Genomic DNA, 25,152 nt, shown 5'->3' on the forward strand with positions numbered 1-25,152 from the left:
ATGACTGCTGAACCCGGATCCAGGCGATCGGTCACCAACACCCACAAGGTGCTGGCCCACCGTGGATTCGCGCCCAACGGCGCGGAGAACACCATGCCTGCTTTCCAAGCCGCCCACGACCTTGGGTGCGTGTGGATCGAAACCGATGTCAACACCACCTGTGACGGTGTGGTGCTGGCCTTTCATGACACCACGTTGGACCGTGTCACCCAAGGTGCTGGGCAGGTCAACGACGTCCGACACAAGGACCTGGCTGACCTCCGTGTGGCTGGAGAGAGCCCCGTGCCCACGCTGCGCGAGGTCCTGGAGGCACTGCCCACCATGCAGGTGAACATAGACGTCAAGGACGAGGCTTCCGTGACGGCGCTGGCAGATCTGCTGGCGGAGATGGATGCGGCAGGCCGGGTCCGCATTGCCTCCTTCTCGGATGCTCGTCGTGGGCGCACCCTGAAGGCGCTGAGCGATCGAGGGGTCCGGCCACTGAGCACATCAGCGGGAACAACGGGTTTTGTGGCGACCATGGTGGTCTTCAACACCGTTCCGGCTGCCTGGCCTGTGGTGCACCGTGTGTTGGCGCAATGGGTTCCGCCGTTCGACTCCATCCAGATGCCCATGTACCTGGGGTGGATCCTGCCCAAGGTCAAAAAAATCCCCAAGATCGGGCGCCGATTGGGGCGGACCCGCCTGGCCACGCAGCGTTTTCTGAATGCCGCGCACCGTCATGGCAAGGACGTCCACGTGTGGACCGTCAACAGCCCCAAGGACATGCAGTCCCTGATGGAGATGGGGTACGACGGCCTGGTTACGGACCGGGCGGATGTGGCCCTGGACGTGGTGGGTGGCCTATGGCCGTCGGGTTCCCACGGCCAGAAGGACCCCATGAGCGAATCTCCCTGCTGAGGCATACCCCAACCTCCACGGCGTGTGACAGGCTTGGAACCATGACGCAGAGCACAGTTGCCGCAGATCCTGAACAGTACGTCCGCACGGAGGTCCGCAACGGCACCGGGGTCATCACTCTGGATCGGCCCAAGGCCCTGAACGCCCTGACCGCCCAGATGTACCGGGACCTGCTGGAGACCCTGTGGGGCTGGTCTGATGATCCTCAGGTGGAGCAGGTGCTGATTCACGCCAGTGCCCCCCGGGCGTTCTGCGCAGGTGGCGACATCCGCCAGATCCGTCAAGCCGTGGTGGACGGCAACGTTGAGGCCGGCATGGCCGCTTTCACGGATGAATACACGCTCAACAACCTGATTGCCACCTACCCCAAGCCGTACATCGCCCTGATGGAGGGCTACACCATGGGCGGTGGCATGGGACTTTCGGTGCACGGCAGCCACCGTGTGGTCACGGAGAACACCGTGATGGCCATGCCGGAATGCGCCATCGGCTTCTTCCCGGACATCGGCGCCTCCTGGTTCCTGCCGCGCGTCAGCTTGCTCGGTAGGGGCCCCTCCCTGGCGGTGGGCCGGTGGATGGGCCTGGGAGGTCAGCGGATCACCGGTGCCGACGCCGTGGCCATCGGCCTGGCCGACCACCTGGTGCCCTCCGACCGCTTGGAAGCCTTCCGGGCGGCTGCCATCACCGACGGCGTGGAGGCTGCGGTGGCGCAGTTCGCGGCCACCAACGACGACGACGTCGCCCACGCCACGCTTCCCGAACGCTGGGACCAGATCGAAGCGGTCTACGGGGCAGACACCTTGGAAGAAGTCATGGCGGCAGCGGGGGAGGACCTCGCGGGGGCTTCGCCGTCGTCCCTGGTGCGGACCTGGGAACTGTTGGATGTGGGAGCAGCCTCAGAATCGGTCACAGAGTGCCTGGAACGTGAGCTGGCGTTGGGCGCAGACACCATCGCGGCCCCGGACTTCAACGAAGGCGTGCGGTGCACTCTGATCGACAAGGAAGACGACCCCGCTTGGCAGCCGGCCACCGCGGCTGAGGTGGATGTTGATCACATCCGTTCGGTGCTGAAGACATCACGTTCACTGCGAACCCGCCCCTGAGAGTCGACGTCCTCCGGCCCCTTTCGCCGAGAAGTGAGTTCCTCCGCTGCACCCTGCCGAGAAGCGAATTGTGCTGCCCATCAGAGTTGATGGGCAGCACAAAACACTTCTCGGCAGGGAGGGGGAGCCGATGACCGGCAGAAGTCGCTGTTCGGCTGGGGCCGGGCGTCGGATGGGGGCTGGACCAGCGGCGGAAGTCGCTGCTCAGTCGGGACAAACTGCGGAAGCTCAACCCATGGGGCCGGTGTGCTCCTTGGGAACCGGGGTGTAGTCCGGGGTGATGGGGTCGACTCCACCGGCCGTGCCGCGCCACAGCGCCAGACCGCGCATGCCGTGGAAGATGACCAACGTGGCAGCAGTCCCCAACGCGATGCCCGCAAACTGGATGCCGAACGCGTCCCAGGTGTAATCCGCAATGCCGATGATCATGGCAATGGCGGCGGTGGTCAGGTTGACCGGGTTGGAGAAGTCCACGCGGTTCTGCACCCAGATGCGGATGCCCAACATCCCGATCATGCCGTAGAGCACCGTGGCGGCACCGCCCAGCACACCGGCGGGCACGGAGGCCACGGCAGCACCGAACACGGGCATGAAGGACAGCAGCAGGGCCACCACGGCGGCCACCCAGTATGCGGCCGTGGAGTAGACCTTGGTGGCGGCCATGACGCCGATGTTCTCCGCGTATGTGGTGGTGCCCGATCCACCGCCGGAGCCGGCCAGCACGGTGGCAAGGCCATCGGCCATGATGGCGCGGCCCATGACGGGGTCCAGGTCATCGCCAGTCATCAGGGCCACGGACTTCACATGCCCGATGTTCTCCGCCACCAGCACCAGGATCACCGGCACGAACAATCCGATCAGGGACAGATGGAACTCGGGTGCGTGGAACTGCGGCAGCCCCACCAGACCGTCGGACTCCCAGGCTGCGCGGATGGGGGCAAAGTCCACCTCGCCGCGCACCACGGCCGTCAGGTAGCCGACCACCACACCCACCAGGATGGACAGTCGTCCCAGGATCCCGCGGAAGAGCACGGAGACCAGGATGATGGTGGCCAGGGTGATCAGGGCGGTGACCGGGGCCAGCATGAAGTTGTCCTTGGCCGCCGGTGCCAGGTTGAAGCCGATCAACGCCACGATGGTGCCCGTGACCAGCGGCGGCATGAGCGCCTGCAGCCAGCCGGTTCCCACGAACTGCACCAGCAGGCCGATCAGGAACAATGCGGCGCCGGCCATCACGATCCCGCCGAGCGCACCGCCGGGTCCGTACTGGCCCATGGCGGCAGCGATCGGGGCGATGAAGGCAAAGGACGAGCCCAGGTAGGACGGCACCCGCCCGGCCGTGATCACCAGGAACAGGATGGTGCCGATCCCGGAGAAGAACAGCGTGGTGGACGGAGGGAAGCCCGTGATCAGCGGCACCAGGAACGTGGCACCGAACATGGCCACCACGTGCTGGGCACCGATTCCGATGGTCCGGGGCCAGCTCAGCCGTTCATCCGGACGCACAACGGAACCCTGGGACACGTTGTGGCCGTCACCGTGCAAAGACCACCCCAGACCCAGGCGACGGGCCAGCGAGGACTGGCGCTGCGGCGTCGTAGGGGGTTGCTGATGCGGTGAACCGGGGGCGGGTGAGGCCGTGGAGGTGGGCATGGGGCTGCTCCTGGAGGACGAGGGTGAGCGGCCCGGCGGTGCGTTGGCGGACCAGAGACAGCGTAGTCCCAGCCGTGTGCGCGCACCGAACCCTCACGTCACTCGCTCATCAGGGCGTGATGGGCGAGTGCGGTGAGGGTTCGGCAGGGATCAACGACGACGGTCGCGCAGCAACCATTGCGCCAGGGCGTCCAGCGCGATGCCGATCAGCCCGATCACGATGATGACCACCAGCATCTCGTCGTAGGCCAGGCGGTCGCGGGCATTGAGGATTTCGTAACCCAGACCGGAGGACACGCCCAACATTTCGGCCGGGACGATCACCACCCACGCGATGCCCAGGGCAAGGCGCACGCCGGTCATCACGTACGGGCGGATGCTGGGCAGCACCACGGTGCGGACCTGCTCCCACGGGGTGGCCCCCAGGGTCCGGGCCACGCGCATGTGCAGAGGGTCAAGCGCTGCCACGCCGGCGGCGGTGTTCATGGTGATGGGCCACACCGCGGCGGCTGCCACCAGGAAGATCACCGGCGCGTGCCCCACGCCGAACAAGGCCACCGCAACGGGTGCCCAGGACAGCGGGGAGACCATGCGCAGGAACTGCACCGGGGGAGTGGAGGCCCACTTGAAGGGCTTGGAGAAACCGATCATCAGACCCAGCGGGACGCCGATCACCACGGCAAGAGCCAGCCCGCACAACAGGCGCCACAGGGAGGTGGAGGCGTCCTGAAGGATCACCCCGCGTTCCCACAGGGACCCCAGTGCAGCAGGCAGCCGTTCCGGTTGGAAGGCGGCCAGCATGGAGTTGGCGCCACCAGCGGCGTGGGTGAAGATCCACCACACGGCCACGGTGACCAGCAGCCCGAACGCACCCCAGATCAGCCGCGGGGCCAACGGTTGGCGGCGGTGGCCCCGGCGGGAACCCGGGCGGTGCTGACGTGAGCCGCCGGCGGCATCCAGGTCCGTGGATGGTGAGTGCTCGGATTCGTGATGTGAACCCGAGCCGGCAGGTGTGATCCATGTTCGGGATCCAGAATCTGCGGTGTTCATGCGGAGAACTCCTCCGAGCGTTGCGTGCTGGTCATGCCAAAGATCTCCATGCCACCCAGCCGATCAATGCTGTCCTTCACCAGGGAGTCATCCACCAGCTCCCGGTGGGCTTGGGCCGGGTCCAGGCCGGAGAGGAAGTCCGTGGGGGCATCCACCACGGTCTCCTTCATGGAGCGGACCAGAAGTTCGGTGGTGGATTCATACGGCCAGGGGCGGAAATCGATCCGCTCACCGTGCCAGTCCGGGTGGGCAATGGTGTCCGCGTGCTGCTCCTGGGAGCGGGTCAGGGCCTTCTGGATCACCTTGGGCGGCTGGGGCAGGTAGTTGGCGGCTAACAGGGCGGCAGCCTCCGGCCGGTTCTCCCGGGACCAGGCCTGTGCCCGGACCAGCCCGTCCATGAACCCGGAGGCCACGGTGGGGCGGTTGCGCAGCAGTTCACCGCGCATCATGGTCACGCAGCACACGTGGTTCTCCCACACATCGCCCGTGAATCGGTGGATGTGCCCCACCTCCCGAGCTTCCGCCGCCGCATTGAACGGATCCGCCACGGTGTAGCCCCCGATCACCCCGTTGTTCAACGCAGGCAGCATGTCTGCCGGGGCCATGGGCAGCAGGGTCACCGTGTTGCGCTCGCGGGAGGGTGCCTCCCGCATGACCGGGGTCAGGCCACCGGCGCGCAACATCTTCTGGATCACCACGTTGTGCACGGACCACCACGCGGGGATCGCCACGGAACGCCCGGCCAAATCTTGGATGGAGGTGATCTCCGGGCCGGTGGTCAGGGCGGAACCGTTGGTGTGGTTCCAGGCCGTGATCCGCACATCCGCTTGCAATCCGTAGCGCATGTAGAGGGCCATGGGCATCAGCATGTGAATGGCCTCCACCTGCCCGGACACAAAGGCCTCTGACAGGGATGACCAGCTGCGGAACATGGTGGGTTTGGCCACCGTGACCCCGGCATCTGCGTAGTACCCGTTGCCGTGCCCCACCAGGAGCGGGGTGGCATCCGTGATGGGCAAATATCCGATGCGCACGGGGGCATCGGCATCGGTGGTGTCCCTGGCCGATTGCCGGTTGCCTGCATACACGGCTCCGGCGCCCCAGGCCAGGCCACCCAGACCGGCCGCGGTGGCTCCAGCGGTCAGCAACTGACGACGGTTCAGGGGTGCGCCACTGCGATTGTGTGGGACCCCGCTCAAATGACCCAACTCCCCGGAACGTCCCCGCCACCGCGGTAGTAGGCCACGATTTCCTCCACCGTGGTGCCGTCACGAGCTGGAACCCATTCCCGGCTGAAGCCTTGCGGCCCGCCAAAGAACCCGATCCGGTCGCCCAGGGCCACCGCCTCGGCAACATCGTGGGTCACCAGGAAGATGGTCAGATTCAGCTCACGGGCCACGTTGCGCAACCAGACCTGCAGGTCCTCGCGGGTGGCCGGATCCAGGGCGGAGAAGGGCTCGTCCAACAGCACGACGTCGGGGCGCACCGCCAGGGCCCGCCCCACTGCAACGCGCTGCGCCTGACCGCCGGAGAGCTCCGTGACCGGAACATCCGCCAGGCCCGCAAGCCCCAGAACGCCCAGGAGGTCCTCCACGGCGTCGTGATCGAACCGGTCCCGGTTGCGCTTGTACCGTCCGCCCAGGGCCACGTTCTCCCGCACGCTCAGCCACGGGAACAGCCCGGGGGACTGGAAAACGACGGCGACTCGGTCGTGGGCCGGTTGTGCTTCCACGGAGCCTGAGTCCAGGGACTCCAGGCCTGCGATGGCGCGCAGCAGCGTGGACTTGCCCGACCCCGACGGGCCCAACACGGCCAACAGCTCGCCGGCGCGCAAGGTCATGGAGACGTTGTCCAGCGCCGGGGTGGATGAGCCCGGGTAGGTCTTCGAGACCTCCGTGACCCGCAGGGCCGCGGAGGCAGTACCGCCTGAACGGGTGGGTTCCGTGTGGGTGCTCATGCGCCTGTTTCCTGGCTGGCCAGCTGAGCCAGGACGTGACGCAGATGAGATTCGGTGGGGGACTGGACGGGCAGGAACGCAGCCTCACGGGCGCGCCGTGCCGTGGCCGAGCGCAAGGCATAGCCCTTGCCGCCCACCACCTTGGACTCCAGGCGCGTTGCCTCACCGGTCAGGACGGCCGCGTCCAACCGCAGCTGGAGAACATCCTTGAACGGCAGGTCGCGCGGGGTCCCCACATAGGTCAACAGAGTGGAGCGCACACGTTGGTATTCGGCCATCACGGCGTCACGCTCGGGCCGGAAAACCTCTGAGACCCCGGTCAGGGCGGCATCCGCAGACTCCAGGGCAGCACCGGACAGGCCCACGCAGAAGGCGGCCTGCAGCAACAGGAACGGGCCACGCACAGTTGCCAGGAACGTGGGGACGTCATCAGTCAGCACAGCGTCATCAGCCACGGGAGAGTCCTGGAACTTCAGGATTCCCGATGCCGTGGAGTCCAGCGCCATCAGGTCCTGCAGCGGCCGAACGGAGATTCCCTCCGCAGCCGTGCGGGTGAGCACAATGACGGGCTGGGTAACGCCGTCGTCGTTGGTGCGCACAGCGGGGAGCACCACCCAACCTTCCGGGTAGAGGTTGGAGGCCCACGGGATCACGCCGTTGAGAACCCAACCGTCACCTGCGCGGGTGAGGGTCACCGGGATCTCTCCGATCCCGGCGGAGGCCTTGAAGGCCGGGGCCATGGCCGTGGAGCCGGGCTGTGATCCGTCCACCATGCCCTGCGGCAGATCGTGGCCGGTGGCGTGAAGGTACTCGACGCTGGATCGGTGGGCCCACAGGGAGAACGCGGTGGCGGTGCATTCGGTGGCGAGATCGTGGACCACAGCCGCCTGCTGTGCCAAGGAACCGTCCAGGCCAAGGGTCAACAACCCCTCCTGGCCCAGGGAACGCAGGACGGCAAACGGGGATTCATCGTTGACGTCAACGGCCTTGGCATTGGCCGCGGCGGCAGTAATCACCTGCTCGCGCTGCGGGTAGTCCACCAAGGGTGCGACGGCGAAAAGGGAGTCGGTGCTCATGAAATCTCCTGACGTTCGGATCCACGTCAGACGCCCCGCTCAGTGATGAGGCGGGGCGTCCGATCATTGACGTGTGCTGTCCCGCAGAACGGGGCAGACGGTGGGCTTGCGGCTCAGGCGTCCAGCTTGTGCATCCGGTCAATCGGGGTGGAGACGGCCTCGCGGGCGCGCACCACGGCGTCCTCATCCGGGGCGTCGTAGAAGCACAGGCACTTGGCGGTGTCCTCACGCACGTAGGTGCGTAGGAACTGGACCTCGGGGACCTCCGCGTACTTGGGGGCGTTGGCCTTCTTGCGGGTCAGGTACTGGTCCATGGTGATCTCTGCGGGGATGTCCCACTCCACCAGGTACTCGGCCGACTTCTTGAGGTTCTTGATGTCCTCCAGCTCGGCACCCACCAGGCGGACCTCGTGCGGGCCGTCGACGTCGATCTCTCCCACAGCGTCCTTGACGGAGTTGAAGATGCCGTCTTGGGAGGTGGCCTCCAGGATCACGAAAACGCGCTCATGACCTGCGGTGACCTGGGATTCGATCAGCTCGGCACCGGTGGCGGACAGGGCCTGGGAAACGGTTTCCAGCAGCTCGGTCACAGCCGACTTCTCCGTGTTGGAGGGGGCGAGTTCAACAAGGAACAGGGACATGGTGGTCCTCCTGAAAGTTGGTGGTCGGGATTCCAGCTGCCTTTCGTTGGTGGGCAGCGGACCGCTGATGTCTTCGGTCTGCTGAACGTAACAACGCACAGCCGTGGATCTTCCCGTTGCGTCACATTTCTTCACACGAACTGATCTGTTTGGTTTCTGCTGACGGAGGTGCTTGCTGGTTCGTGATGGCAACCCTGGGTGGGAATTAGGCAATCCCCGTGTGTTCAAAATCGCACTTAGGCGTACCTCTGGACACTCTGTTCGCCCCGTACCCCAACTCCACCAACATGCAGCGGGCTCGTCTGGAGCTGCGGGACATGATGGAAGACAAGTTCAACGACCTCCTTGGCCAAGGGGTTCCGGAGCCGGAGGCAGTCGGGCAGGTCATTGCCGAATTCGGCTCCCTGGATGAAGTGGCGCCGGCACTCGGCATCGATGCTGAACTCGGTGCGGTACCCAACACTCGTTCGCACAGCACGTTTCCCACCCTTCAGCCCGAACGCGCCCGCCGTTACGCAGAGGCGGTCCGCGGCTCCGCCTTGATCAGGGCCGTCTCCACGGCCCTGTTCGTGCTCAGCCCGGTACCTCTCCTGGGGCTGATCGCGGTGTTCGACCGTTCCGGCGCGGACGGTCTGCCCAACGGGGCGCTTGCCGCTGGGGTGGTGACACTGCTGGTGATCGTGACCATGGGATTGCTGCTTCAGGTCCGGCGTGGCGCCATGCTGGAGGAGTTCTACGACATCGAATCCGGCGAGTTCACCCGCACGTCCCGTAGCGACGCCGTCGCTCACGAACTCTGGGACGACAATCGCGCAGGGGTGATCCGGGCTCGGATGATCTCGGTCGGCTTGTGGGTTTTGTCCCCGGTGCCCGTTTTGCTGTTCAGTCTGTTGGGTGAAGACAACGGCTCGCTGGTGTTGTTCGGGGTGATCCTCACCTTGTGCATGGTGGCCATTGGTCTGGTGATTGCGACGCTGACCAACTGGACGGAGGGCGTTGCAGAAACTTTGTTGGCGGATCCGGAAATCGACGACGACGACGAACCCAGCAACCCCGTCATCCGAGTGATCACGGCCGTGTACTGGCCCGTGGTGGTGGTCATCCTCCTGGCTTGGAGCTTCATCTGGGACGCCTGGGGAATCTCCTGGTTGATCTGGCCGATCGCCGGCGTGCTCTACGGCGCTGTATGGGCTCTCGATGGGGCCATGACTTCCCATCGTGAGCGGGAATCCTCTCGCAGGTGACGTGATCCCGAGTTCCCCCGCCGAGTAGGCCTTTTGATCGCCCCTCAGCACTCAGGGGCGATCAAAAGGCCTGCTCGCCGGATACTGGCTCGGGGCGGTGAATCGATGCACGACGCGATGCGCAACGCTATGGCGTCGATGACGAGGTCTTGGTCTAGATCTGACAGGGCGTAGGTCTGGACCTTGTCCAAGTGCGTGAGAGCTTCTGTGATGAGTTCCCGGACTGTGCGACTCACAGTTGGATGGCTTCTGCGTCGATGCGTTCTTGCAGGTCATCACGGATGGAATCATCCATGGCCAGGTCCACGGTCACGCCCAGGAGGTCCGCGGCCGCCACCTCTGCCCGGGCCTGCTCCAGGAGGCCCATGGGGCGACTCGGGGTGACCAAGAGGTCAATGTCAGAGTCACCGGTTTCCGTGCCGGTGGCCAAGGACCCGAAGACGCGAACGTTGGTCAGTCCGTACTCCCGTAACAGAGCAAGGAGTTCCGCCCGGTGACTGCGTAGCAGCTTGGCTTTGAAAGACGTCCCGCGGAACCGAAGCAGGCGTGCGATCTCAGGTTGGCTTCGATTGCTGACGGCCGCGATTTGGCGTTGAGACATGCCAGACCTGTGGGCTGCACGTACGGATTCGGTCAGCAGCTGGCGGCCGCTGCGGACTTGTTCATCAGCGGCTTCGACTGCCTCACGAAGAGAACCCTCATCCATGGCCTCATGATAGCAACTGCTATCACTACCTCTCCAGAAGCTGTTTAGTTAGCTACAAGCTCCCTTTCACCGCCGAGTAGGCCGTTTGATCGCTGCTCAGCGCTCAGGGGCGATCAAAAGGTCTACTCGGCGGGGCAGGGGGGAGGGGGGAAGTAAGGGTCAGGAAATGACCGAGTCCACCAAGGCCTTGGCTTCCTCCTGGACGCGCTTCAAGTGATCTTCCCCAATGAACGACTCGGCATAGATCTTGTAGACGTCCTCAGTCCCAGAGGGCCGGGCGGCGAACCAGGCGTTGTCCGTGGTGACCTTCAACCCGCCGATGGCCTCACCGTTGCCCGGTGCCTCCGTGAGCTTGGCGGTGATGGGGTCCCCAGCCAGGGTTTCAGCCGTGACCTGCTCCGGGGAGAGCTTCTTCAATGCAGCCTTCTGCTCCCGGTTGGCCGGTGCGTCAATGCGCTGGTACACGGGGGCGCCAAACTTCTCAGTCAACTCGGCGTAACGCTGCGACGGCGTCTTGCCCGTGACCGCTGTGATCTCTGCAGCCAACAGGGCAAGGATGATGCCGTCCTTGTCCGTGGACCACACGGAGCCGTCACGGCGCAGGAAGGAAGCACCTGCGGACTCCTCGCCACCAAAACCGATCGAACCTTCCAGCAGACCGGGAACGAAGTACTTGAAGCCCACAGGGACCTCCACCAGCTTGCGTCCCAAGGACTCGGCAACCCGGTCGATGATGGACGAGGACACCAAGGTCTTGCCGATCCCGGCATCCTGGCTCCACCCGTCGCGGTGGGAGTAGAGGTAGTCGATGGCCACTGCAAGGTAGTGGTTGGGGTTCATCAACCCGGCATCAGGGGTCACAATGCCGTGGCGGTCGGTGTCGGCGTCGTTGCCGGTGGCGATGTCGTATTTGTCGCGGTTGCCGATCAAGGAGGCCATGGCGTTGGGGGAGGAGCAGTCCATGCGGATCTTTTCATCCCAGTCCAGCGTCATGAAGGCCCATTGGGGGTCGATCTCCGGGTTGACGATCTCCATGTTGAGCTCGTACCTGGAGGCGATTTCCTTCCAGTACTCCACGGAGGCAGATCCCATGGGGTCGGCACCGATGTGCAGGTTGGACTCGCGGATGGCATCCAGGTCAATGATCTCCGGCAACTCGGAGACGTAGGAGTCCAGGAAGTCGAACGTGCCGGTGGTTTCAGCTGCGCGGGCCTCCTCCAGGGAAACGCGCTTGACCTGGGTGTTGCCGGCCTCCAGCAGCTCATTGGCGCGGTCAGCGATCCACCCTGTGGCATCCGAATCAGCGGGGCCACCGTGGGTCGGGTTGTACTTGAAACCGCCGTCCGCCGGCGGGTTGTGGGATGGCGTGATCACGATGCCGTCCGCCAGGTCGGTATCCCGTCCCGCGTTGTACTTCAGGATCGCGTGGGACAGCGCCGGGGTGGGCGTGTAACCGTCGCGGGAATCCAGCAGCACGTCAACGCCGTGGGCCGCCAGGACCTGCAACGCCGTGTCCTGCGCGACGTCGGACAGTGCGTGCGTGTCCTTGCCCATGAACAACGGGCCGGTGGTGCCCTGGGACGCGCGGTACTCGACGATCGCCTGGGTGATCGCGGCGATGTGGGCGTCGTTGAAGGACGTCTTGAGAGACGACCCGCGGTGCCCCGAGGTTCCGAACGCCACACGCTGGTCCGGATTGCTCAGATCCGGTTCCCGTGAGGTGTAGGCCTCCAGGAGTTCGACGATGTCGACAAGGTCTTCGGGAAGGGCCACAGTGCCCGCGCGATTAGCCATGATCCAAGCGTAGGACCGCAGCGGGTGGGGAGTCACTGTCCCTCATGTGATTACGCCCCGTGTTGCATGGGGGACCGCTGCCGTGGTCAGGAGGTTTGGTTGCCGGTCTCCGCGGGTGCCTCTTGGTCCTTGATCAAGGACAACTCGAACTCGAGGGTGACTTTGTCACTGACCAGGACACCACCGGAATCCAGTGGAGTGTTCCATTGCACGCCCCAGTCCTTGCGGTCGATGCGGCGACTGCCCTCGAGGCCGGCTCTCGTTTGCCCGAAAGGGTCGGTGTCGATGCCCGTGAGTTCCAACGGGATGGTGATGGGCCGGGTGATGTCGCGAATCGTGAGATCCCCGGAGACGATGAACTGCCCTTCGTCCACCTCGTCGATCGCCGATGACGCGAAGGTGATGTAGGGATGGTCCTCCGCGTGGAAAAAGTCCTCCGACTTGAGGTGGGCGTCCCTGTTGGCATCCCGGGTGTCGATGCTCTCGACTCGCAATTTGACCTCGACGGTTGACCTGGTCAGGTCATGCGGGTCGATCTCCGCGAAGCCCTGAACGTCGTTGAACGCCCCTCGGACCTTCGTGACCATGGCGTGACGAGTTGAAAAGCCGATCCGGCTGTGTGCGGGATCGATGTTCCAATGCCCGGAGAATTGTGATTCGAGGTTCATTGAATTCCTTGTGCGGTAGATCCTGTCGGAATCCCGGAGACTTCAGGACGGTCACGTCGGCTGCCGGTTTCACACATCCTAAGTCAGGGGGTCACTCCCGAGCTCTGGAACGCCCAGTTGTCCCCCAAGGTGCGGTGGTGCGTTACGGAGTCCTCATCGCGATGACGAGTCGAGGCCAAGCTCCGACGTCGTGGGATATGACGGTTGGGCACCGGGCGCGGTTGCGGCGTGGGCTGCCACCGTCATGGCCACCTCTGTGGCCTCCACCAGGGGCATTCCGCCGGAGGTCGTCGCCAGCAGGGCACCCAGCACGGCATCTCCGCATCCGGTGGTGTCCACCGCATGCACTTCCACGCCGGGTACTTCCGTGACCGTGGGGGTGGCGTCGTCCGTGGCGCCACCGTTTCCCGCTGCCGATTCGACGACGACGGCGCCGCGCGCGCCCAGCGTCACCACCAGGGACGGCACTCCCGTGACCGCCCGCAGGGCGGAGCCACGGTCCTCCCACGACGCGCCCGCCGAGGTGTCAAAAGCCTCCAAGACCTGGAGGCGTTCGTGTTCGTTGACCACCAGGACATCGGTGGCCGCCAACAGGTCCGGCTCCGGAATCCGGAAGGGCGACGGGTTCAAGAAGACAGGAACACCGAGTGCGTGCGCCCGTTGGGCGGCGGCGATCACCGTGTCCCCGGGGATCTCAAAGGTCAGGCCAAGGGCTCCGGCGTCGGCCAGGGCGGAGGTGGGGATGTCCTCCGGACGCAGTTCACCGTTGGCACCCGGTGAGATCACAATGGTGTTCTCACCGTCCGCGGAAACCGTGATCACGGCGGTCCCCGTGGGAGTTTCCGGCAACTGCCGAATGTGGTCGGTGGCAACGCCGTCCTGGGTAAGGGATTCCAGCAGAAGGTGACCGTGGGCGTCGTCGCCAACGGCCCCCACCAGACGAACATCTGCACCCAGCCGTGCCGCTGCAACGGCCTGGTTGGCGGACTTTCCTCCGGGTGCAATGGCCAAGGGTCCGCCGGTCAGGGTTTCGCCGGGCCGGGGATGACGCTGCGTGCGGACCACCAGGTCCGCGTTCAAGGAACCCACCACGCACACGGAACCGGTGTGGATCTGCATGTCAGGCCTGCTTTCCGTGAGGTGTGGGTGCACCCAGGTTGCGGACCGCGTCCACCACCAGAGCCCAGAACCCGCCGTGGTCGAGCCCGGTGGCCACCGCCGTCGCGCAGTCCTCGGGGGCCGAGCCGCGCAGGTCCACGACGGTCTGTCCCGTGGTCAGTTCGCCGCGGAGCTCCACGTCCACCGGGGCCCGCCGAACTGAGACCAACTCGGGTGCGATCACGCGGGCCACAGCCACGGGGTCGTGGCACGGCGGGTTCTCGAAGGCCTGGTTGTGCTTGTAGGCGTCCCGGTAGCTACGGATCAGCTCCACCGCGATCTGGCCCAGTCGGGTGCCCAAGGCTGCGAACTGAGCCTCAACCTCCGGGGTGGCCAACGCCTGATGGGTGGTGTCCAGGCCCACCATGGTCACCGGCCAGCCCGCGGTGAACACCGCCCGGGCAGCCTCCGGGTCCACGGCAATGTTGAACTCTGCCACCGGTGTCAGGTTGCCGGTGGTCACGCCGCCGCCCATCAACACCACCTCATGGACGCGCTCAACAATCTCCGGGTACTGCCGGATGGCCAGAGCCAGGTTGGTCAGCGGCCCGGTGGCGATGATGGTGACCTCCCCCGGGGCATGGGTCAGCACGGTCTGGGCGATGACCTCCACGGCGTGACGTTCATCCAGGGCATGTTGGGGGTCCGGCAGCTCCACCAGGCCCAGGCCGGTGTCACCGTGCACGTGTCCGGCAGTCAACGGTTCGCGCACCAGGGGGCGTTGCGCACCGGCGGCCACAGGGATCCAGTCCTTCCCCAACTCATCGGGAAGGCTCAACGCGTTACGGGTGACCTTCTCCAAGGTCTGATTGCCGCCACACGTGGTCACTGCCAGGACATCGAGCTCCGGGCTGCCGTGGGCCAGCATCAGCGCCAGGGCATCGTCCACTCCGGGGTCACAGTCGATCAGAACTTTGTGGGTCATGGGCACCAAACTATCGGTTCAACCGGTGGATGATCATGGGTCAGCCCACCCACACTATGGGTTGCACTTATAAGTGCAACTACGTTACCGTGACGTTCACGGTGATGTTGCATCGCCGGTATGAATGGAGTGGATATGAGCACCGAGTTGCTTCCTGCCGCCCGGATTCAAGTGGATGACCAGACCATGCGTGAAGCGCAAGAGACCATTGCGCTGCCTGACGTCAAGGATGCCGTGCTGGTTCTGCGTTTCCCGGACGGAACCGAGCGTGAACTGCCGACCAAGCTGGAAACTCTCCTGGGGGACGCGGTTCGTGCGTTGATCCAGCAGGGTTCCGTCAGCATGGGGCAACTGCCTGAAGAGCTCACGAGCACTGTTGCGGCCGACCTCCTGAGCGTTTCCCGTCCCACATTGATGAAGTGGGTACGCGACGGGGAGATCGACTCCTACAGAGTGGGTAGCCACACTCGATTTCGGCGTGAGGTTGTGTTGGCCAAGAAGGCTGAGATTGCTGCCCGGCAGCGTACTGCCTTCAATGAGCTGCGTGCCTTCGATGATGAGTTCGGCGAAGACTTCACTGACTGACAGTCTTGCCCGTTGGGTCACCGTGAGGATCAAACGGTGACCCAACGGGTCTTGGTGGATGCCAACACATTCTTCAGTCGAACCCTGACCGACTGGGTATTTCTCCTGCGCAACCACACCGGCGGTATGTACATGGCTTTCACCACTGAGGACGCCATCAGTGAAGCCATCTCCTCCTACCGGAACAAGCGACCCCTGGTTGCAGGCGCTGTAACTGCCAACCGGGTGAAGCTGATCCGTGAGAACGTGGATGAAATTCTTGAAGACTTCCCAGCGGGATTGAGCTTCACTGGCGCGGATCAGGGTGACTATCACCTCCACGCTGTAGCTCACTCTGGGCGCGCTGACTTCATCCTGACATCCAATGACCCTGAAGACATCGCTACTGGCGACGAACCTTATGAAGTCATCCATCCGGATGCATTCTTCACGCTGGTGGCCAACTCTGCGCCATCTGCGTTCTTGGCTGTTGTCGACCGTCAGGCCCAATACTGGGGTCGGAAAGTCAACTCTCTGCCACTTGACGAGGCACTACGGCGTGCGGGATGTCCTGATTTTGCCCGGCGGGTGGGCCAGGCTCCGGAGGTCCTGGCCCACCGTCCGGGCTGAGCCCATGGCTCAGCCCACCTGCAGTTCGCCCATCTCGTCCCAGTCATCGCCCTCCATCTGACGGGAAATGATGTTGGGGGTGGCACGCAGGTACTGCGGGAAATCGCGCGTCATCTTCTCAAAGTGCGGGGAGTTGACGTGGTCGCCGGCGGCGTCGTCGTCAAAGGCCTCCACCAGGACGAATTCGTAGGGGTCCTCCAAGGAGCGGGACCAGTCGAACCACTTGTTGCCGGGCTCGGCGCGTGTGGCGTCCGTGAACTCGCGCACCAACTCAGGCCACTGGTCCACGTATTCGGGCTTCACGGGGAACTTCACAACAATGAAAATCACGGATTCACTCCTTGAGTCAGTGGCGGGCCGGTGCCCGACCCTCTGTGCCGATCGTGACACACGGGGGTGGCGTGCAACCACGACGACGACGCCCCGCAGGTCACCTCTTCGCCACAGGCTGACGGACTGGTCCCAGGCTAGAGCGTCAACCGAGACCGCATCTGCTCAGCCAGCGCCAGCAGCCCGATGTCACCGCCGGGGCGGCCGATGAGCTGAACCCCCATGGGCACACGGGAATCGCTGAATTCGGAGCGCTCCCACGTGGTGGGCAGAACAACCGCCGGCAGCCCGATCACGTTGATCAGTGATGTGAAGGGCGTGTACTGACACTGCCGTTGGTAATCCTGCTCGGCGGAGGCCGGATCGGTGGGGTCATGGTCCTCCCACCACCAACCCAAGGGCCGTGGGGTCTGGGCCAACGCGGGGGTCAGGATGACGTCGTACGAATCCCAGGCGCGCAGCGTGGCCTTCTCGATCTCACGCAGGGTACGGATGGCCAACGCCAGTTCCGTGGCGGGACGGTTCAGCGCGGCACGACGGTAGTGCTTGGCCAAGCCCGTGAGTCGGTCCTCCTGCTCGGCGGTCAGCGGAGCCAGCCCCAGGGACGTGGTCCACAGGGCAAAGAACGCCTCCGGGTAGCGGGGGTCAAAGCGCAGATCCGCCTCCTCCACCTTGTGCCCTGCCTCGTGCAAGGCGTCAATGCCCGCAGTCAGGGCGGAATGAGCTTCAGGGGAGACCGTCGTGGGGAAAGCCGACTCAAAGGCCGATGCCGTGGACACACCCACGCGCAGTGGCCGTTGCCCCCACGGGAACCGACCGGCCGGTACCCGCAGAACGGCATTCAGCGCCGGTGAGGTGCCCTCAACCGCGGTGCGGAACTCCCCGGGAAGGGGATCGCGCACGTCGTCAAGGCCTGCATTGCGCCACGGATCCCGCATTCGCACGGCATGCGGTGCACCCACCGGCCGGTACAGCCAGTTCTCACCGGGCAGCACAGGGGCGTGTGCCGTCAGGCCGTCCAGCACCATGGCGGCTTCTGCCGGGGTCCGTGCGATCGGACCCTGCACCGTCAGCTGGGCATGGTCACTCATGGCATCGCCACACGGCACCGCACCGCGGGAAGGCTTCAATCCGACCAGCCCGCATGCGGCAGCGGGAATACGGATGGACCCGCCGCCGTCGGAACCCACCGCCACCGGCAACGCGCCTGCGGCAACAGCAGCGGCCTGACCACCCGAGGAGCCACCGGAACCGCATTCGAGGTCGTACGGGTTGCGGGACGGTGGACCCACCAGGTTCTCGGAGTAGCAGTTGAGTCCGAACTCCGGGACCTGAGTCTTGGCGAACATCAGGGCGCCGTGGGCGCGGTGGAGGGCGGCGGCGTCGTCGTCCGCCTCCGCAACCGGTGCAGAATCGGGGCCGTCAGGGGCCAGGACGCGCGAGCCCTGGGTGGTGGGCAGCCCCTTGACCTCTTGGAGGTCCTTCAACGCCATGGGCAGGGCATGCCAACGCCCGCGATCCCAATCATCACGACCGTCTGCTTTCCGGGCCTGCTCGGCCAGGTCCTCCGCCGCAGCAACGTGCACAAAGGCACCCAGGGGAGGCCCCGCGTCGGGGTTTTCGACGGCGACCGCCCGCTGCCGCACCGCCTCCATGACCTCCACGGCAGAAACGTGACCGTGGCGCAGGGCGTCACGCAGGGCTACGGCATCGGTGAGATCAATGTGATTGTTCGTGTTTGACGATTGCATCTGAGAAGACCTCCAAGCCCTCACACAGAAGATCGTCCGTGATGGTCAGCGGCGGCAGAAGTCGGACGATGTTCCCGTACGTGCCGCAGGTCAGGATGATCAGACCCTGTTGGAGACATTCGGTGGCCACGGCCTTGGCCAGTTCCGGATGGGGTTGCTTCCCGCCGGGCTTCACGAATTCCAGGGCGATCATGGCCCCGCGCCCGCGGATTTCACCCACCACGTCCGTACTCTCCACCAGGGAGTCAAGGGATGCGTGGATGACGGCTTCAATGTGCTTGGCCCGGGACTTCAGATCCCAGTCCTCAATGGTGTCCAGGGCGCCGATGGCGGCAGCGCACGCCACTGGGTTGCCGCCGTAAGTGCCGCCCAGGCCACCGCCGTGCACGGCGTCCAGCAGCTCGGCCCGTCCCACCACGGCGGACAGCGGCATGCCACCGGCCACACCCTTGGCAATGGTCATCAAATCCGGCACCACACCGTCGTGATCCACGGCAAACCACTCGCCGGTGCGGGCCACGCCGGACTGGACCTCGTCCGCCACGAAAAGAGCGCCGTTGGACTGGCACCAATCCGCCAGAGTCGGCAGGAAACCGTCCGCCGGGACAATGAACCCGCCCTCACCCAGGATCGGTTCAATCACCACGGCCGCCACGTTCTCAGCCCCCACCTGCTTGTCCACCATCTCCAGAGCGCGCTGGGCGGCCTCAGTGCCGTCCATGCCCTGCGGGTCGCGGAACGGATAGGAGACGGGAACCCGGTAGATCTCCGGGGCGAACGGGCCAAAGCCGTTCTTGTACGGCATGTTTTTGGCCGTCATGGCCATGGTCACGTTGGTGCGCCCGTGATAGGCGTGGTCAAACACCACAATGGCGTCCCGGCCCGTTGCCACACGCGCGATCTTGACCGCGTTCTCCACGGCTTCAGCCCCCGAGTTGAACAGCGCCACCTTCTTGGCGTGGTCCCCGGGTGTGATCTCAGCAAGGCGCTCGGCCAGCTCCAAATAACCCTCATAGGGGGTCACCATGAAGCACGTGTGGGTGAAGCGCTCCACGGCCTGCTGGACGTTTTCCACCACCTTGGGTGCGGAGCCTCCCACGGTGGTCACCGCAATTCCGGAACCGAAGTCGATCAGGGAGTTGCCGTCCACGTCCACGACGACGCCGCCGTCCACATCCGCTGCGTACACCGGAACGGAGGAGACCACTCCGGCTGCGATGACTGATGACCGGCGCTCAGCCAACTTCTGGGATTTGGGCCCCGGGAAGTCGGTGACGATCTCACGCTTCTGCGGGAGCCGGTACTGGATCTCAGTCATTGGGGGTCCTTCCTGGGATGAAGCTGCGATGTTGTGATCATGGTCTCACGGGTGGATCCACTCGCGTTTGACAGGGAAATGGCCAAATTCCGTGAGCGGAATCGGTCATTTCCCTGACAAACGGGTGCGGCTGTCAGCCCCAGTGGTTCTCCACGCCGATGTACTGCACGATGCTGTATTCCTCGATGCCTTCGGAGCCACCCTCCCGGCCGATGCCGGACTGCTTGACGCCGCCGAACGGTGCTGCCGCATTGGAGATCACGCCCAGGTTCAGACCCAGCAAACCGAATTCGATCCGGTCCGCCACCCGGTAGGCACGCTTGTAGTCCTCCGTGAACACGTAGGAGGCCAGGCCGTGCTCGGTGGTGTTGGCGATCCGCACGGCGTCGTCCTCGTCCGTGAAGGTGATCACCGGTGCCACGGGGCCAAAGATCTCCTCGCAGGAAACCCGGGCATCTTCCGGGACATCAGCCAGCACGGTGGGGGCGTAGAAGTAACCCTTCTCACCCACCCGATGGCCACCGGTGACCACGCGGGCGCCCTTGGCCACGGCGTCGTCCACAAAGGCCGTCACGGATTCCAAGGCGTTGGCGTCCACCAGGGGACCCACTGTGGAGTCCTCCAGGGTGCCATCCCCCACTGCCAGCTCGGACAGCTTCTGCGCCAACCGTGAGGTGAACTCCTCCGCCACGGATTCCTCCACCAGGATCCGGTTGGCTGCGGTGCAGGCCTCACCCATGTTGCGCATCTTGGCGGCCACGGCGCCGGCCACGGCCTTGTCCAGGTCCGCATCCTGGAACACCAGCAGCGGCCCGTTGCCACCCAGCTCCATGGAGGTGCGCAGCACGCTGTCCGCAGCGTCCTTCATCAGTTGTTTGCCCACCGGGGTGGAGCCCGTGAAGGAGATCTTGCGCAGGCGCGGATCGGACATGATCGGCTTGGAGACCGCTGATGCGGACGTGGATGCCACTACGTTGAGCACCCCGTCCGGCAGACCCGCATCCAGCATGATCTGCGCAAAGTACTGGGAGGTCAGCGGGGTCAACTTGGCGGATTTGAGCACCATGGTGCAACCGGCCGCCACAGCAGGGGCCACCTTGCGGGTGGCCATGGCCAGCGGGAAGTTCCACGGCGTGATCAGATAGCACGGCCCCACAGGCTTGTGCCGGACCACCATCTGCAGATTGCCCTCCGGGGTGGAGGCATTGCGCCCGTAATGCCGCACGGCCTCCTCGGAGAACCACCGCAGGAACTCGCCGCCGTAGGTGACCTCGCCGTTGGCCTCGGCCAGGGGCTTGCCCATCTCCAGCGTCATCAGCAGCGCCAGATCATCCCGGCGTTCCTGGACCAGGTCGAAGGCCCTGCGCAGGATTTCCGCGCGCTCGCGCGGGGCCGTACGGGCCCAGTCGGCCTGCGCCTGCGCGGCAGCGTCCATGGCAGCCTGAGCGTCCTCCGGGGTGGCGGAGGCCAGGGTTGCCAGCACCTCGCCGGTGGCGGGATTTTCGACGTCGAACGACCCACCGTCCGATGCCTCCCTCCACTGGCCGTTGATCAGCAAACCCTTGGGCGTGCGATCCAGGACCTCCTGAATGCGCTCGGCGGTCACGGACGACTTGCCGGTTGCCAGAACAGCGTGTTCAGCCATGTGGGGCTCCTTTGCATGGCTGTCTCCATCGGCAGCCTGGGGGATGGGCGGGCACGGTGATGCCCGGCACGTTCAGCTCATAGTAGGCATCCCGGCCCGCCTCGGCACCAGGCCTCACGGTCCGAGGAGTTGGCCTTCAGTGCACGGCGCGGGAGTACTCCGTGCCGCTGGGCCGCGACTTGTTCCGCTGACCTCCGTCCAGCAGTGAGTTGGGCCGCCCATGAGCGCTCATGGGCGGCACAAGTCGCCGCTCGGCGTGGGTGGGGTGCGGGTCAGCGCTGTTTGGCGGCAACCAACCGTTCTTCCGCATCCGGGCCGGGGCCGATGCCGCGCGGGATGCGGAACAGGAAGACGGCTCCCAACACCCACCACAGGGCGAACACGATGTATGGCGGCAGGGTCAAGGAGGCCGGCATCCCGGGGATGTAGAGGGACAGCAACGCGGCAGTCAAAACGATGGACAGTGCACCGATCACCAACCCCCCGGGTCCACGTCCACCGATCCGGAACGGACGCGGCATCTCAGGTTCGCGGCGGCGCAGAATCACGAACACGATGGAGACCATCAGGTAGGCGATCACAATCGACGGTGACCCGGAATCCACCAGCCAGCCCAGCATTTGCGCGCCGAAGAACGGGGCCACCGCAGAGATCACGCCCACGAACAACAAAGCGTTCACCGGGGTTCCGAATCGGGGGTGGATGCGGGCGAACCACGTGGGGATCATGCGGGAGGCACCGAGTGCCCACAGAAGTCGGCTGGCACCCATGAGCAAGGAGTTCCAGGAGGTCAGGATTCCGGCCAGACCACCTGCCAGCAGCAGGTTGGCGAAAACCTGGGAGTGGAACACTGCACCGATGGCATCAGCCACGGCAATGTCTGCCACGACCAGTTGGTCCGCCGGAAGAGAGGCCGAGGTGGCCAGCACAACAATCACGTACCAGGCAGCTGCCATCATCACCGAGATCACGATCGTCCCGCCCAGCTTCTTGGCAGGAATGTTCATTTCCTCGGAGACCTGCGGGATCACGTCAAAGCCCACGAACAGGAACGGCACCACCACCAGCACCAGGAAAAATCCGCCGAGCCCTCCCGTGAATGCGGGTTCCATGTTGGAAGCTGAACCACCGGTGAAGGCCCCCACCACCATCATGGCCCCGATGATCAGCAGGAACAGCACCACAAAGGTCTGCACCACGGAGGCTTGTTTGACGCCCAGGATGTTGATGCCCGTGATGATCACCGCACACGCGGTGCCCACCAGGGCCCAGACCAGATAGACGTCTGAACCTGCCACGGACCACAGCTTCACCTGGTCCAGGGCCCCGGGCAGGATGTAGCCCACGGTGCGCGGGACGGCCACGGCCTCGAAGGCCACGATGGTGATGTAGCCGACCGTGATGGCCCAGGAACCCACAAAGGCCCACCGGGCACCCATGCCACGCATCAGGTAGTTGTGCTCACCACCGGCTGCCGGCATGGAGGCCACCAGCTCCCCATAGACCAGGCCCACCACGGCCATGATCCCGCCACCGGCCAGCATGGCCAGAACGGCACCCCACGTTCCGGCGTCGTTGATCCAACCCCCGGTGAGGATCACCCAGCCAAAGCCGATCATGGCTCCAAAGCCCAGGACAATGGCGTCCAGTCCGCCCAGGACCTTTTTGAAACCGCGGTCGTGCTCGGCGGGGTCGTGGCCGGCGGGGGATGTGGGCTGCGGGCCCGCGGTGCTGCCGCTCGAGGTGCTCACCGTGCCTCCTGATGTGTGATTGACCGGTCATGAAAACGTCCGGCGCCAACTACAGTGTGTGAGCCGGAAGCTTAGGGACGATCTGTGTCAGCAAGGTGACGAACCACCGCGGGCCCCGGTTGTGACGAACGGAGACTTGATTGAGCCCCACTGTGAACACGCAGACCACGGCCGCCTCGGCCGGCTCCGCGGACAGCCACGAGTACATCCGGGTCAAGGGAGCTCGGGAGAACAACCTCAAAGGTATTGACGTCGCCATCCCCAAGCGCCGCCTGACCGTGTTCACCGGAGTTTCTGGCTCAGGCAAGAGCTCCCTGGTGTTCGGCACCATTGCCGCGGAGTCCCAGCGGTTGATCAACGAGACCTACAGCAGCTTTGTCCAAGGCTTCATGCCCACCCTGGCCCGCCCGGACGTGGACCTCCTGGAGGGGCTGACCACGGCGATCATTGTGGATCAGGAGCGTATGGGCGCCAACGTCCGCTCCACCGTGGGCACCGTGACGGATGCCAATGCCATGTTGCGCATCCTCTTCTCCCGGCTGGGCACCCCGCACATCGGCTCCGCCAAGGCCTTTTCCTTCAACGTGGCCACCGTCAGCGGCAAGGGTGCCGTGACCGTGACCAAGGGCGGAAAAGAGGTCAAGGAGCGCCGGGAGTTCAGCATCACGGGTGGCATGTGCCCCACCTGTGAGGGCCTGGGGCGAGTCTCCGACTTCGACTTCACCGCAATTTACGACGCCCAAAAATCGTTGAACGACGGCGGCCTGATTGTCCCCGGCTATTCGATGGACGGCTGGTACGGGCGGATCTACGGTGGCTCCGGCTACTTCGACATGGGCAAGCCCATTGGGCAGTTCACCGACCAGGAGTTCCACGACCTGCTCTACCGGGAACCCACCAAGATCAAGGTGGAAGGCATCAACCTGACCTATGAGGGCGTGATCCCGCGGATCCAGAAGTCCATGCTCTCCAAGGAGCGGGAGTCCCTGCAGTCCCACATCCGCGCGTTCGTGGACCGGGCCATCACGTTCACGGCCTGCCCGGACTGCCAGGGCACCCGCCTGAACCAGGCCGCGCGTTCCTCCACCATCAACGGCATCTCCATTGCGGATGCCTGTGCCATGCAGATCAGTGACCTGGCTGAATGGGTCCGCGGCATCCGGGACACCTCCGTGGCTCCGCTGCTGACCTCCTTGACCGAGCTGTTGGATTCATTCGTGCAGATCGGGTTGGGGTACTTGGCGTTGGAACGGTCGTCGTCGTCGTTGTCCGGGGGTGAGGCGCAGCGGACCAAGATGATTCGGCATCTGGGCTCCCCCTTGACGGATGTGACCTACGTGTTCGACGAGCCCACCGTGGGGCTGCACCCGCATGACATCCAGCGGATGAACGAGTTGCTGCTGCAGCTGCGGGACAAGGGCAACACGGTGCTGGTGGTGGAGCACAAACCGGAGACCATCCTGATTGCCGATCACGTGGTGGACCTGGGGCCGCGGGCCGGAACCGCCGGTGGTGAGCTGATGTATGAAGGCTCCGTGGAGGGGCTGCGCTCCAGCGACACCCTGACCGGGCGGCACCTGGGGGACCGGGTGCAGTTGAAGGAATCGGTGCGCACTTCCACGGGGGCGGTTGAGATCCGGGGCGCTGACCGGCACAACCTGCGCGGCGTGGACGTGGACGTTCCCCTGGGTGTGCTCACCGTGGTCACCGGTGTTGCAGGATCCGGCAAGAGTTCGCTGATCCACGGATTCTTGAACGACGCCGCGGGTGACACCCAGGTGATCGCCATTGACCAGACCGCCATCAAGGGATCCCGGCGGTCCAACCCGGCCACGTACACGGGTCTGCTGGAGCCCATCCGCAAGGCCTTCGCCAAAGCCAACGGGGTCAAGCCCGCCCTGTTCAGCGCCAACTCTGAAGGGGCATGTCCCACCTGCAAGGGCGCCGGGGTGATCTACACGGACCTGGCCATGATGGCCGGTGTGGCCACCGAATGTGAGGACTGCGAAGGCAAGAGATTCCAGCCGGCCGTGTTGGAGTACACGCTGGGGACCAAGAACGTCAGTGAGGTCCTGGGCATGTCCGTGGCACAGGCCCGGGAGTTCTTCTCAGGTTCCGTGGAGGGATCGGAGGAGGCCCGGATTCCCGCAGCCCACAAGATCCTGGTGCGCCTGGATGACGTGGGACTGGGCTACATCACCCTGGGCCAGCCACTGACCACACTCTCCGGTGGCGAGCGCCAACGGTTGAAACTGGCCACCAACATGGCGGAATCCGGCGGCATCTAC

Annotated in this window: 22 protein-coding genes; 6 read left to right on the plus strand and 16 right to left on the minus strand. The window is 64.9% G+C overall.

Going from position 1 to position 25,152, the window contains the following annotated elements; translation table 11 throughout:
- Both L979_RS03595 and L979_RS03600 read left to right on the plus strand, forming a co-directional pair.
- On the plus strand, positions 1 to 900 hold the full coding sequence (locus L979_RS03595) for a glycerophosphodiester phosphodiesterase family protein (protein WP_052209432.1): 900 nt from the start codon (positions 1 to 3) through the stop codon (positions 898 to 900).
- Positions 901 to 941: 41 nt separating this feature from the next.
- Positions 942 to 2,003: an enoyl-CoA hydratase/isomerase family protein gene (locus L979_RS03600; protein ID WP_047689311.1), complete on the plus strand. Its 1,062-nt coding sequence runs from the start codon at positions 942 to 944 to the stop codon at positions 2,001 to 2,003.
- Between the two features lie 228 nt (positions 2,004 to 2,231).
- Here the strand turns inward: L979_RS03600 and L979_RS03605 are convergent, their stop codons facing one another.
- The 6 genes from L979_RS03605 to L979_RS03630 all read right to left on the minus strand — a co-directional run bounded on the left by L979_RS03605 (position 2,232) and on the right by L979_RS03630 (position 8,380).
- On the minus strand, positions 2,232 to 3,656 hold the full coding sequence (locus L979_RS03605) for a uracil-xanthine permease family protein (RefSeq protein ID WP_081993711.1): 1,425 nt from the start codon (positions 3,654 to 3,656) through the stop codon (positions 2,232 to 2,234).
- 150 nt (positions 3,657 to 3,806) lie between these two features.
- On the minus strand, positions 3,807 to 4,706 hold the full coding sequence (locus L979_RS03610; RefSeq protein ID WP_197052064.1) for an ABC transporter permease: 900 nt from the start codon (positions 4,704 to 4,706) through the stop codon (positions 3,807 to 3,809).
- Positions 4,703 to 5,854, minus strand: a complete 1,152-nt coding sequence (locus L979_RS03615) for an ABC transporter substrate-binding protein (RefSeq protein ID WP_231559379.1) — start codon at positions 5,852 to 5,854, stop codon at positions 4,703 to 4,705. The genes L979_RS03610 and L979_RS03615 overlap by 4 nt, the downstream gene beginning before the upstream one ends.
- A gap of 47 nt (positions 5,855 to 5,901) precedes the next feature.
- Entirely contained in the window at positions 5,902 to 6,663 is a 762-nt protein-coding gene (locus tag L979_RS03620; RefSeq protein ID WP_052209434.1) for an ABC transporter ATP-binding protein, read from the minus strand.
- Positions 6,660 to 7,739 (minus strand): acyl-CoA dehydrogenase family protein, encoded by a 1,080-nt coding sequence (locus L979_RS03625; RefSeq protein WP_047689313.1) that lies wholly within the window; start codon positions 7,737 to 7,739, stop codon positions 6,660 to 6,662. The genes L979_RS03620 and L979_RS03625 overlap by 4 nt, the downstream gene beginning before the upstream one ends.
- 113 nt (positions 7,740 to 7,852) lie before the next feature.
- Positions 7,853 to 8,380: a DUF4242 domain-containing protein gene (locus L979_RS03630; protein ID WP_047689315.1), complete on the minus strand. Its 528-nt coding sequence runs from the start codon at positions 8,378 to 8,380 to the stop codon at positions 7,853 to 7,855.
- A 218-nt stretch (positions 8,381 to 8,598) separates the two neighbouring features.
- Between L979_RS03630 and L979_RS03635 the strand changes: the two genes are divergently transcribed.
- Complete coding sequence (locus L979_RS03635) at positions 8,599 to 9,624, plus strand: permease prefix domain 1-containing protein (RefSeq protein WP_156125366.1); 1,026 nt, start codon at positions 8,599 to 8,601, stop codon at positions 9,622 to 9,624.
- A 232-nt stretch (positions 9,625 to 9,856) separates the two neighbouring features.
- Here L979_RS03635 and L979_RS14340 read toward each other — a convergent pair whose 3' ends face one another.
- The 5 genes from L979_RS14340 to L979_RS03665 all read right to left on the minus strand — a co-directional run bounded on the left by L979_RS14340 (position 9,857) and on the right by L979_RS03665 (position 14,875).
- Positions 9,857 to 10,330, minus strand: a complete 474-nt coding sequence (locus tag L979_RS14340) for a nucleotidyltransferase family protein (protein ID WP_047689319.1) — start codon at positions 10,328 to 10,330, stop codon at positions 9,857 to 9,859.
- 159 nt (positions 10,331 to 10,489) lie between these two features.
- Entirely contained in the window at positions 10,490 to 12,124 is a 1,635-nt protein-coding gene (gene pgm, locus L979_RS03650; protein ID WP_047689366.1) for a phosphoglucomutase (alpha-D-glucose-1,6-bisphosphate-dependent), read from the minus strand.
- Positions 12,125 to 12,210: 86 nt separating this feature from the next.
- Positions 12,211 to 12,792 carry a YceI family protein gene (locus L979_RS03655; RefSeq protein ID WP_047689322.1) on the minus strand — a complete coding sequence of 194 codons (582 nt, stop codon included), beginning with the start codon at positions 12,790 to 12,792 and terminating at the stop codon, positions 12,211 to 12,213.
- 153 nt (positions 12,793 to 12,945) lie between these two features.
- Positions 12,946 to 13,911, minus strand: a complete 966-nt coding sequence (locus L979_RS03660) for a ribokinase (RefSeq protein ID WP_047689324.1) — start codon at positions 13,909 to 13,911, stop codon at positions 12,946 to 12,948.
- 1 nt (position 13,912) lies between these two features.
- Positions 13,913 to 14,875 carry a nucleoside hydrolase gene (locus tag L979_RS03665; protein ID WP_047689326.1) on the minus strand — a complete coding sequence of 321 codons (963 nt, stop codon included), beginning with the start codon at positions 14,873 to 14,875 and terminating at the stop codon, positions 13,913 to 13,915.
- Positions 14,876 to 15,010: 135 nt separating this feature from the next.
- Here L979_RS03665 and L979_RS03670 point away from each other — a divergent pair, with 135 nt between their 5' ends.
- Positions 15,011 to 15,460 carry a helix-turn-helix domain-containing protein gene (locus L979_RS03670; RefSeq protein ID WP_047689328.1) on the plus strand — a complete coding sequence of 150 codons (450 nt, stop codon included), beginning with the start codon at positions 15,011 to 15,013 and terminating at the stop codon, positions 15,458 to 15,460.
- 36 nt (positions 15,461 to 15,496) lie between these two features.
- Complete coding sequence (locus L979_RS03675) at positions 15,497 to 16,069, plus strand: hypothetical protein (RefSeq protein ID WP_047689369.1); 573 nt, start codon at positions 15,497 to 15,499, stop codon at positions 16,067 to 16,069.
- Between the two features lie 9 nt (positions 16,070 to 16,078).
- Here L979_RS03675 and L979_RS03680 read toward each other — a convergent pair whose 3' ends face one another.
- The 5 genes from L979_RS03680 to L979_RS03700 form a co-directional block, all read right to left on the minus strand.
- Complete coding sequence (locus L979_RS03680; protein WP_047689330.1) at positions 16,079 to 16,399, minus strand: putative quinol monooxygenase; 321 nt, start codon at positions 16,397 to 16,399, stop codon at positions 16,079 to 16,081.
- Between the two features lie 137 nt (positions 16,400 to 16,536).
- Entirely contained in the window at positions 16,537 to 18,150 is a 1,614-nt protein-coding gene (locus L979_RS03685; RefSeq protein ID WP_052209437.1) for an amidase, read from the minus strand.
- Positions 18,119 to 19,468, minus strand: a complete 1,350-nt coding sequence (gene gabT / locus L979_RS03690; protein ID WP_047689331.1) for a 4-aminobutyrate--2-oxoglutarate transaminase — start codon at positions 19,466 to 19,468, stop codon at positions 18,119 to 18,121. The genes L979_RS03685 and gabT overlap by 32 nt, the downstream gene beginning before the upstream one ends.
- A 133-nt stretch (positions 19,469 to 19,601) precedes the next feature.
- Entirely contained in the window at positions 19,602 to 21,113 is a 1,512-nt protein-coding gene (locus tag L979_RS03695; protein ID WP_052209438.1) for an NAD-dependent succinate-semialdehyde dehydrogenase, read from the minus strand.
- Between the two features lie 272 nt (positions 21,114 to 21,385).
- Entirely contained in the window at positions 21,386 to 22,864 is a 1,479-nt protein-coding gene (locus L979_RS03700; protein WP_369792965.1) for an APC family permease, read from the minus strand.
- A gap of 152 nt (positions 22,865 to 23,016) precedes the next feature.
- Between L979_RS03700 and L979_RS03705 the strand changes: the two genes are divergently transcribed.
- Positions 23,017 to 25,152: excinuclease ABC subunit UvrA (locus tag L979_RS03705; protein ID WP_047689333.1), on the plus strand; the 2,136-nt coding region annotated here is incomplete at its 3' end.

This window comes from Kocuria sp. ZOR0020 (assembly GCF_000800955.1).
Taxonomy (GTDB): domain Bacteria; phylum Actinomycetota; class Actinomycetes; order Actinomycetales; family Micrococcaceae; genus Kocuria; species Kocuria subflava.

Coding starts and splice junctions, on each gene's coding strand:
- L979_RS03595 (WP_052209432.1), top strand. CDS start 1: ATGACTGCTGAACCCGGATCCAGGCGATCGGTCACCAACACCCACAAG.
- L979_RS03600 (WP_047689311.1), top strand. CDS start 942: ATGACGCAGAGCACAGTTGCCGCAGATCCTGAACAGTACGTCCGCACG.
- L979_RS03605 (WP_081993711.1), bottom strand. CDS start 3,656: ATGCCCACCTCCACGGCCTCACCCGCCCCCGGTTCACCGCATCAGCAA.
- L979_RS03610 (WP_197052064.1), bottom strand. CDS start 4,706: ATGAACACCGCAGATTCTGGATCCCGAACATGGATCACACCTGCCGGC.
- L979_RS03620 (WP_052209434.1), bottom strand. CDS start 6,663: ATGAGCACCCACACGGAACCCACCCGTTCAGGCGGTACTGCCTCCGCG.
- L979_RS03625 (WP_047689313.1), bottom strand. CDS start 7,739: ATGAGCACCGACTCCCTTTTCGCCGTCGCACCCTTGGTGGACTACCCG.
- L979_RS03630 (WP_047689315.1), bottom strand. CDS start 8,380: ATGTCCCTGTTCCTTGTTGAACTCGCCCCCTCCAACACGGAGAAGTCG.
- L979_RS14340 (WP_047689319.1), bottom strand. CDS start 10,330: ATGGATGAGGGTTCTCTTCGTGAGGCAGTCGAAGCCGCTGATGAACAA.
- pgm (WP_047689366.1), bottom strand. CDS start 12,124: ATGGCTAATCGCGCGGGCACTGTGGCCCTTCCCGAAGACCTTGTCGAC.
- L979_RS03655 (WP_047689322.1), bottom strand. CDS start 12,792: ATGAACCTCGAATCACAATTCTCCGGGCATTGGAACATCGATCCCGCA.
- L979_RS03660 (WP_047689324.1), bottom strand. CDS start 13,911: ATGCAGATCCACACCGGTTCCGTGTGCGTGGTGGGTTCCTTGAACGCG.
- L979_RS03665 (WP_047689326.1), bottom strand. CDS start 14,875: ATGACCCACAAAGTTCTGATCGACTGTGACCCCGGAGTGGACGATGCC.
- L979_RS03670 (WP_047689328.1), top strand. CDS start 15,011: ATGAGCACCGAGTTGCTTCCTGCCGCCCGGATTCAAGTGGATGACCAG.
- L979_RS03685 (WP_052209437.1), bottom strand. CDS start 18,150: ATGCAATCGTCAAACACGAACAATCACATTGATCTCACCGATGCCGTA.
- gabT (WP_047689331.1), bottom strand. CDS start 19,468: ATGACTGAGATCCAGTACCGGCTCCCGCAGAAGCGTGAGATCGTCACC.
- L979_RS03695 (WP_052209438.1), bottom strand. CDS start 21,113: ATGGCTGAACACGCTGTTCTGGCAACCGGCAAGTCGTCCGTGACCGCC.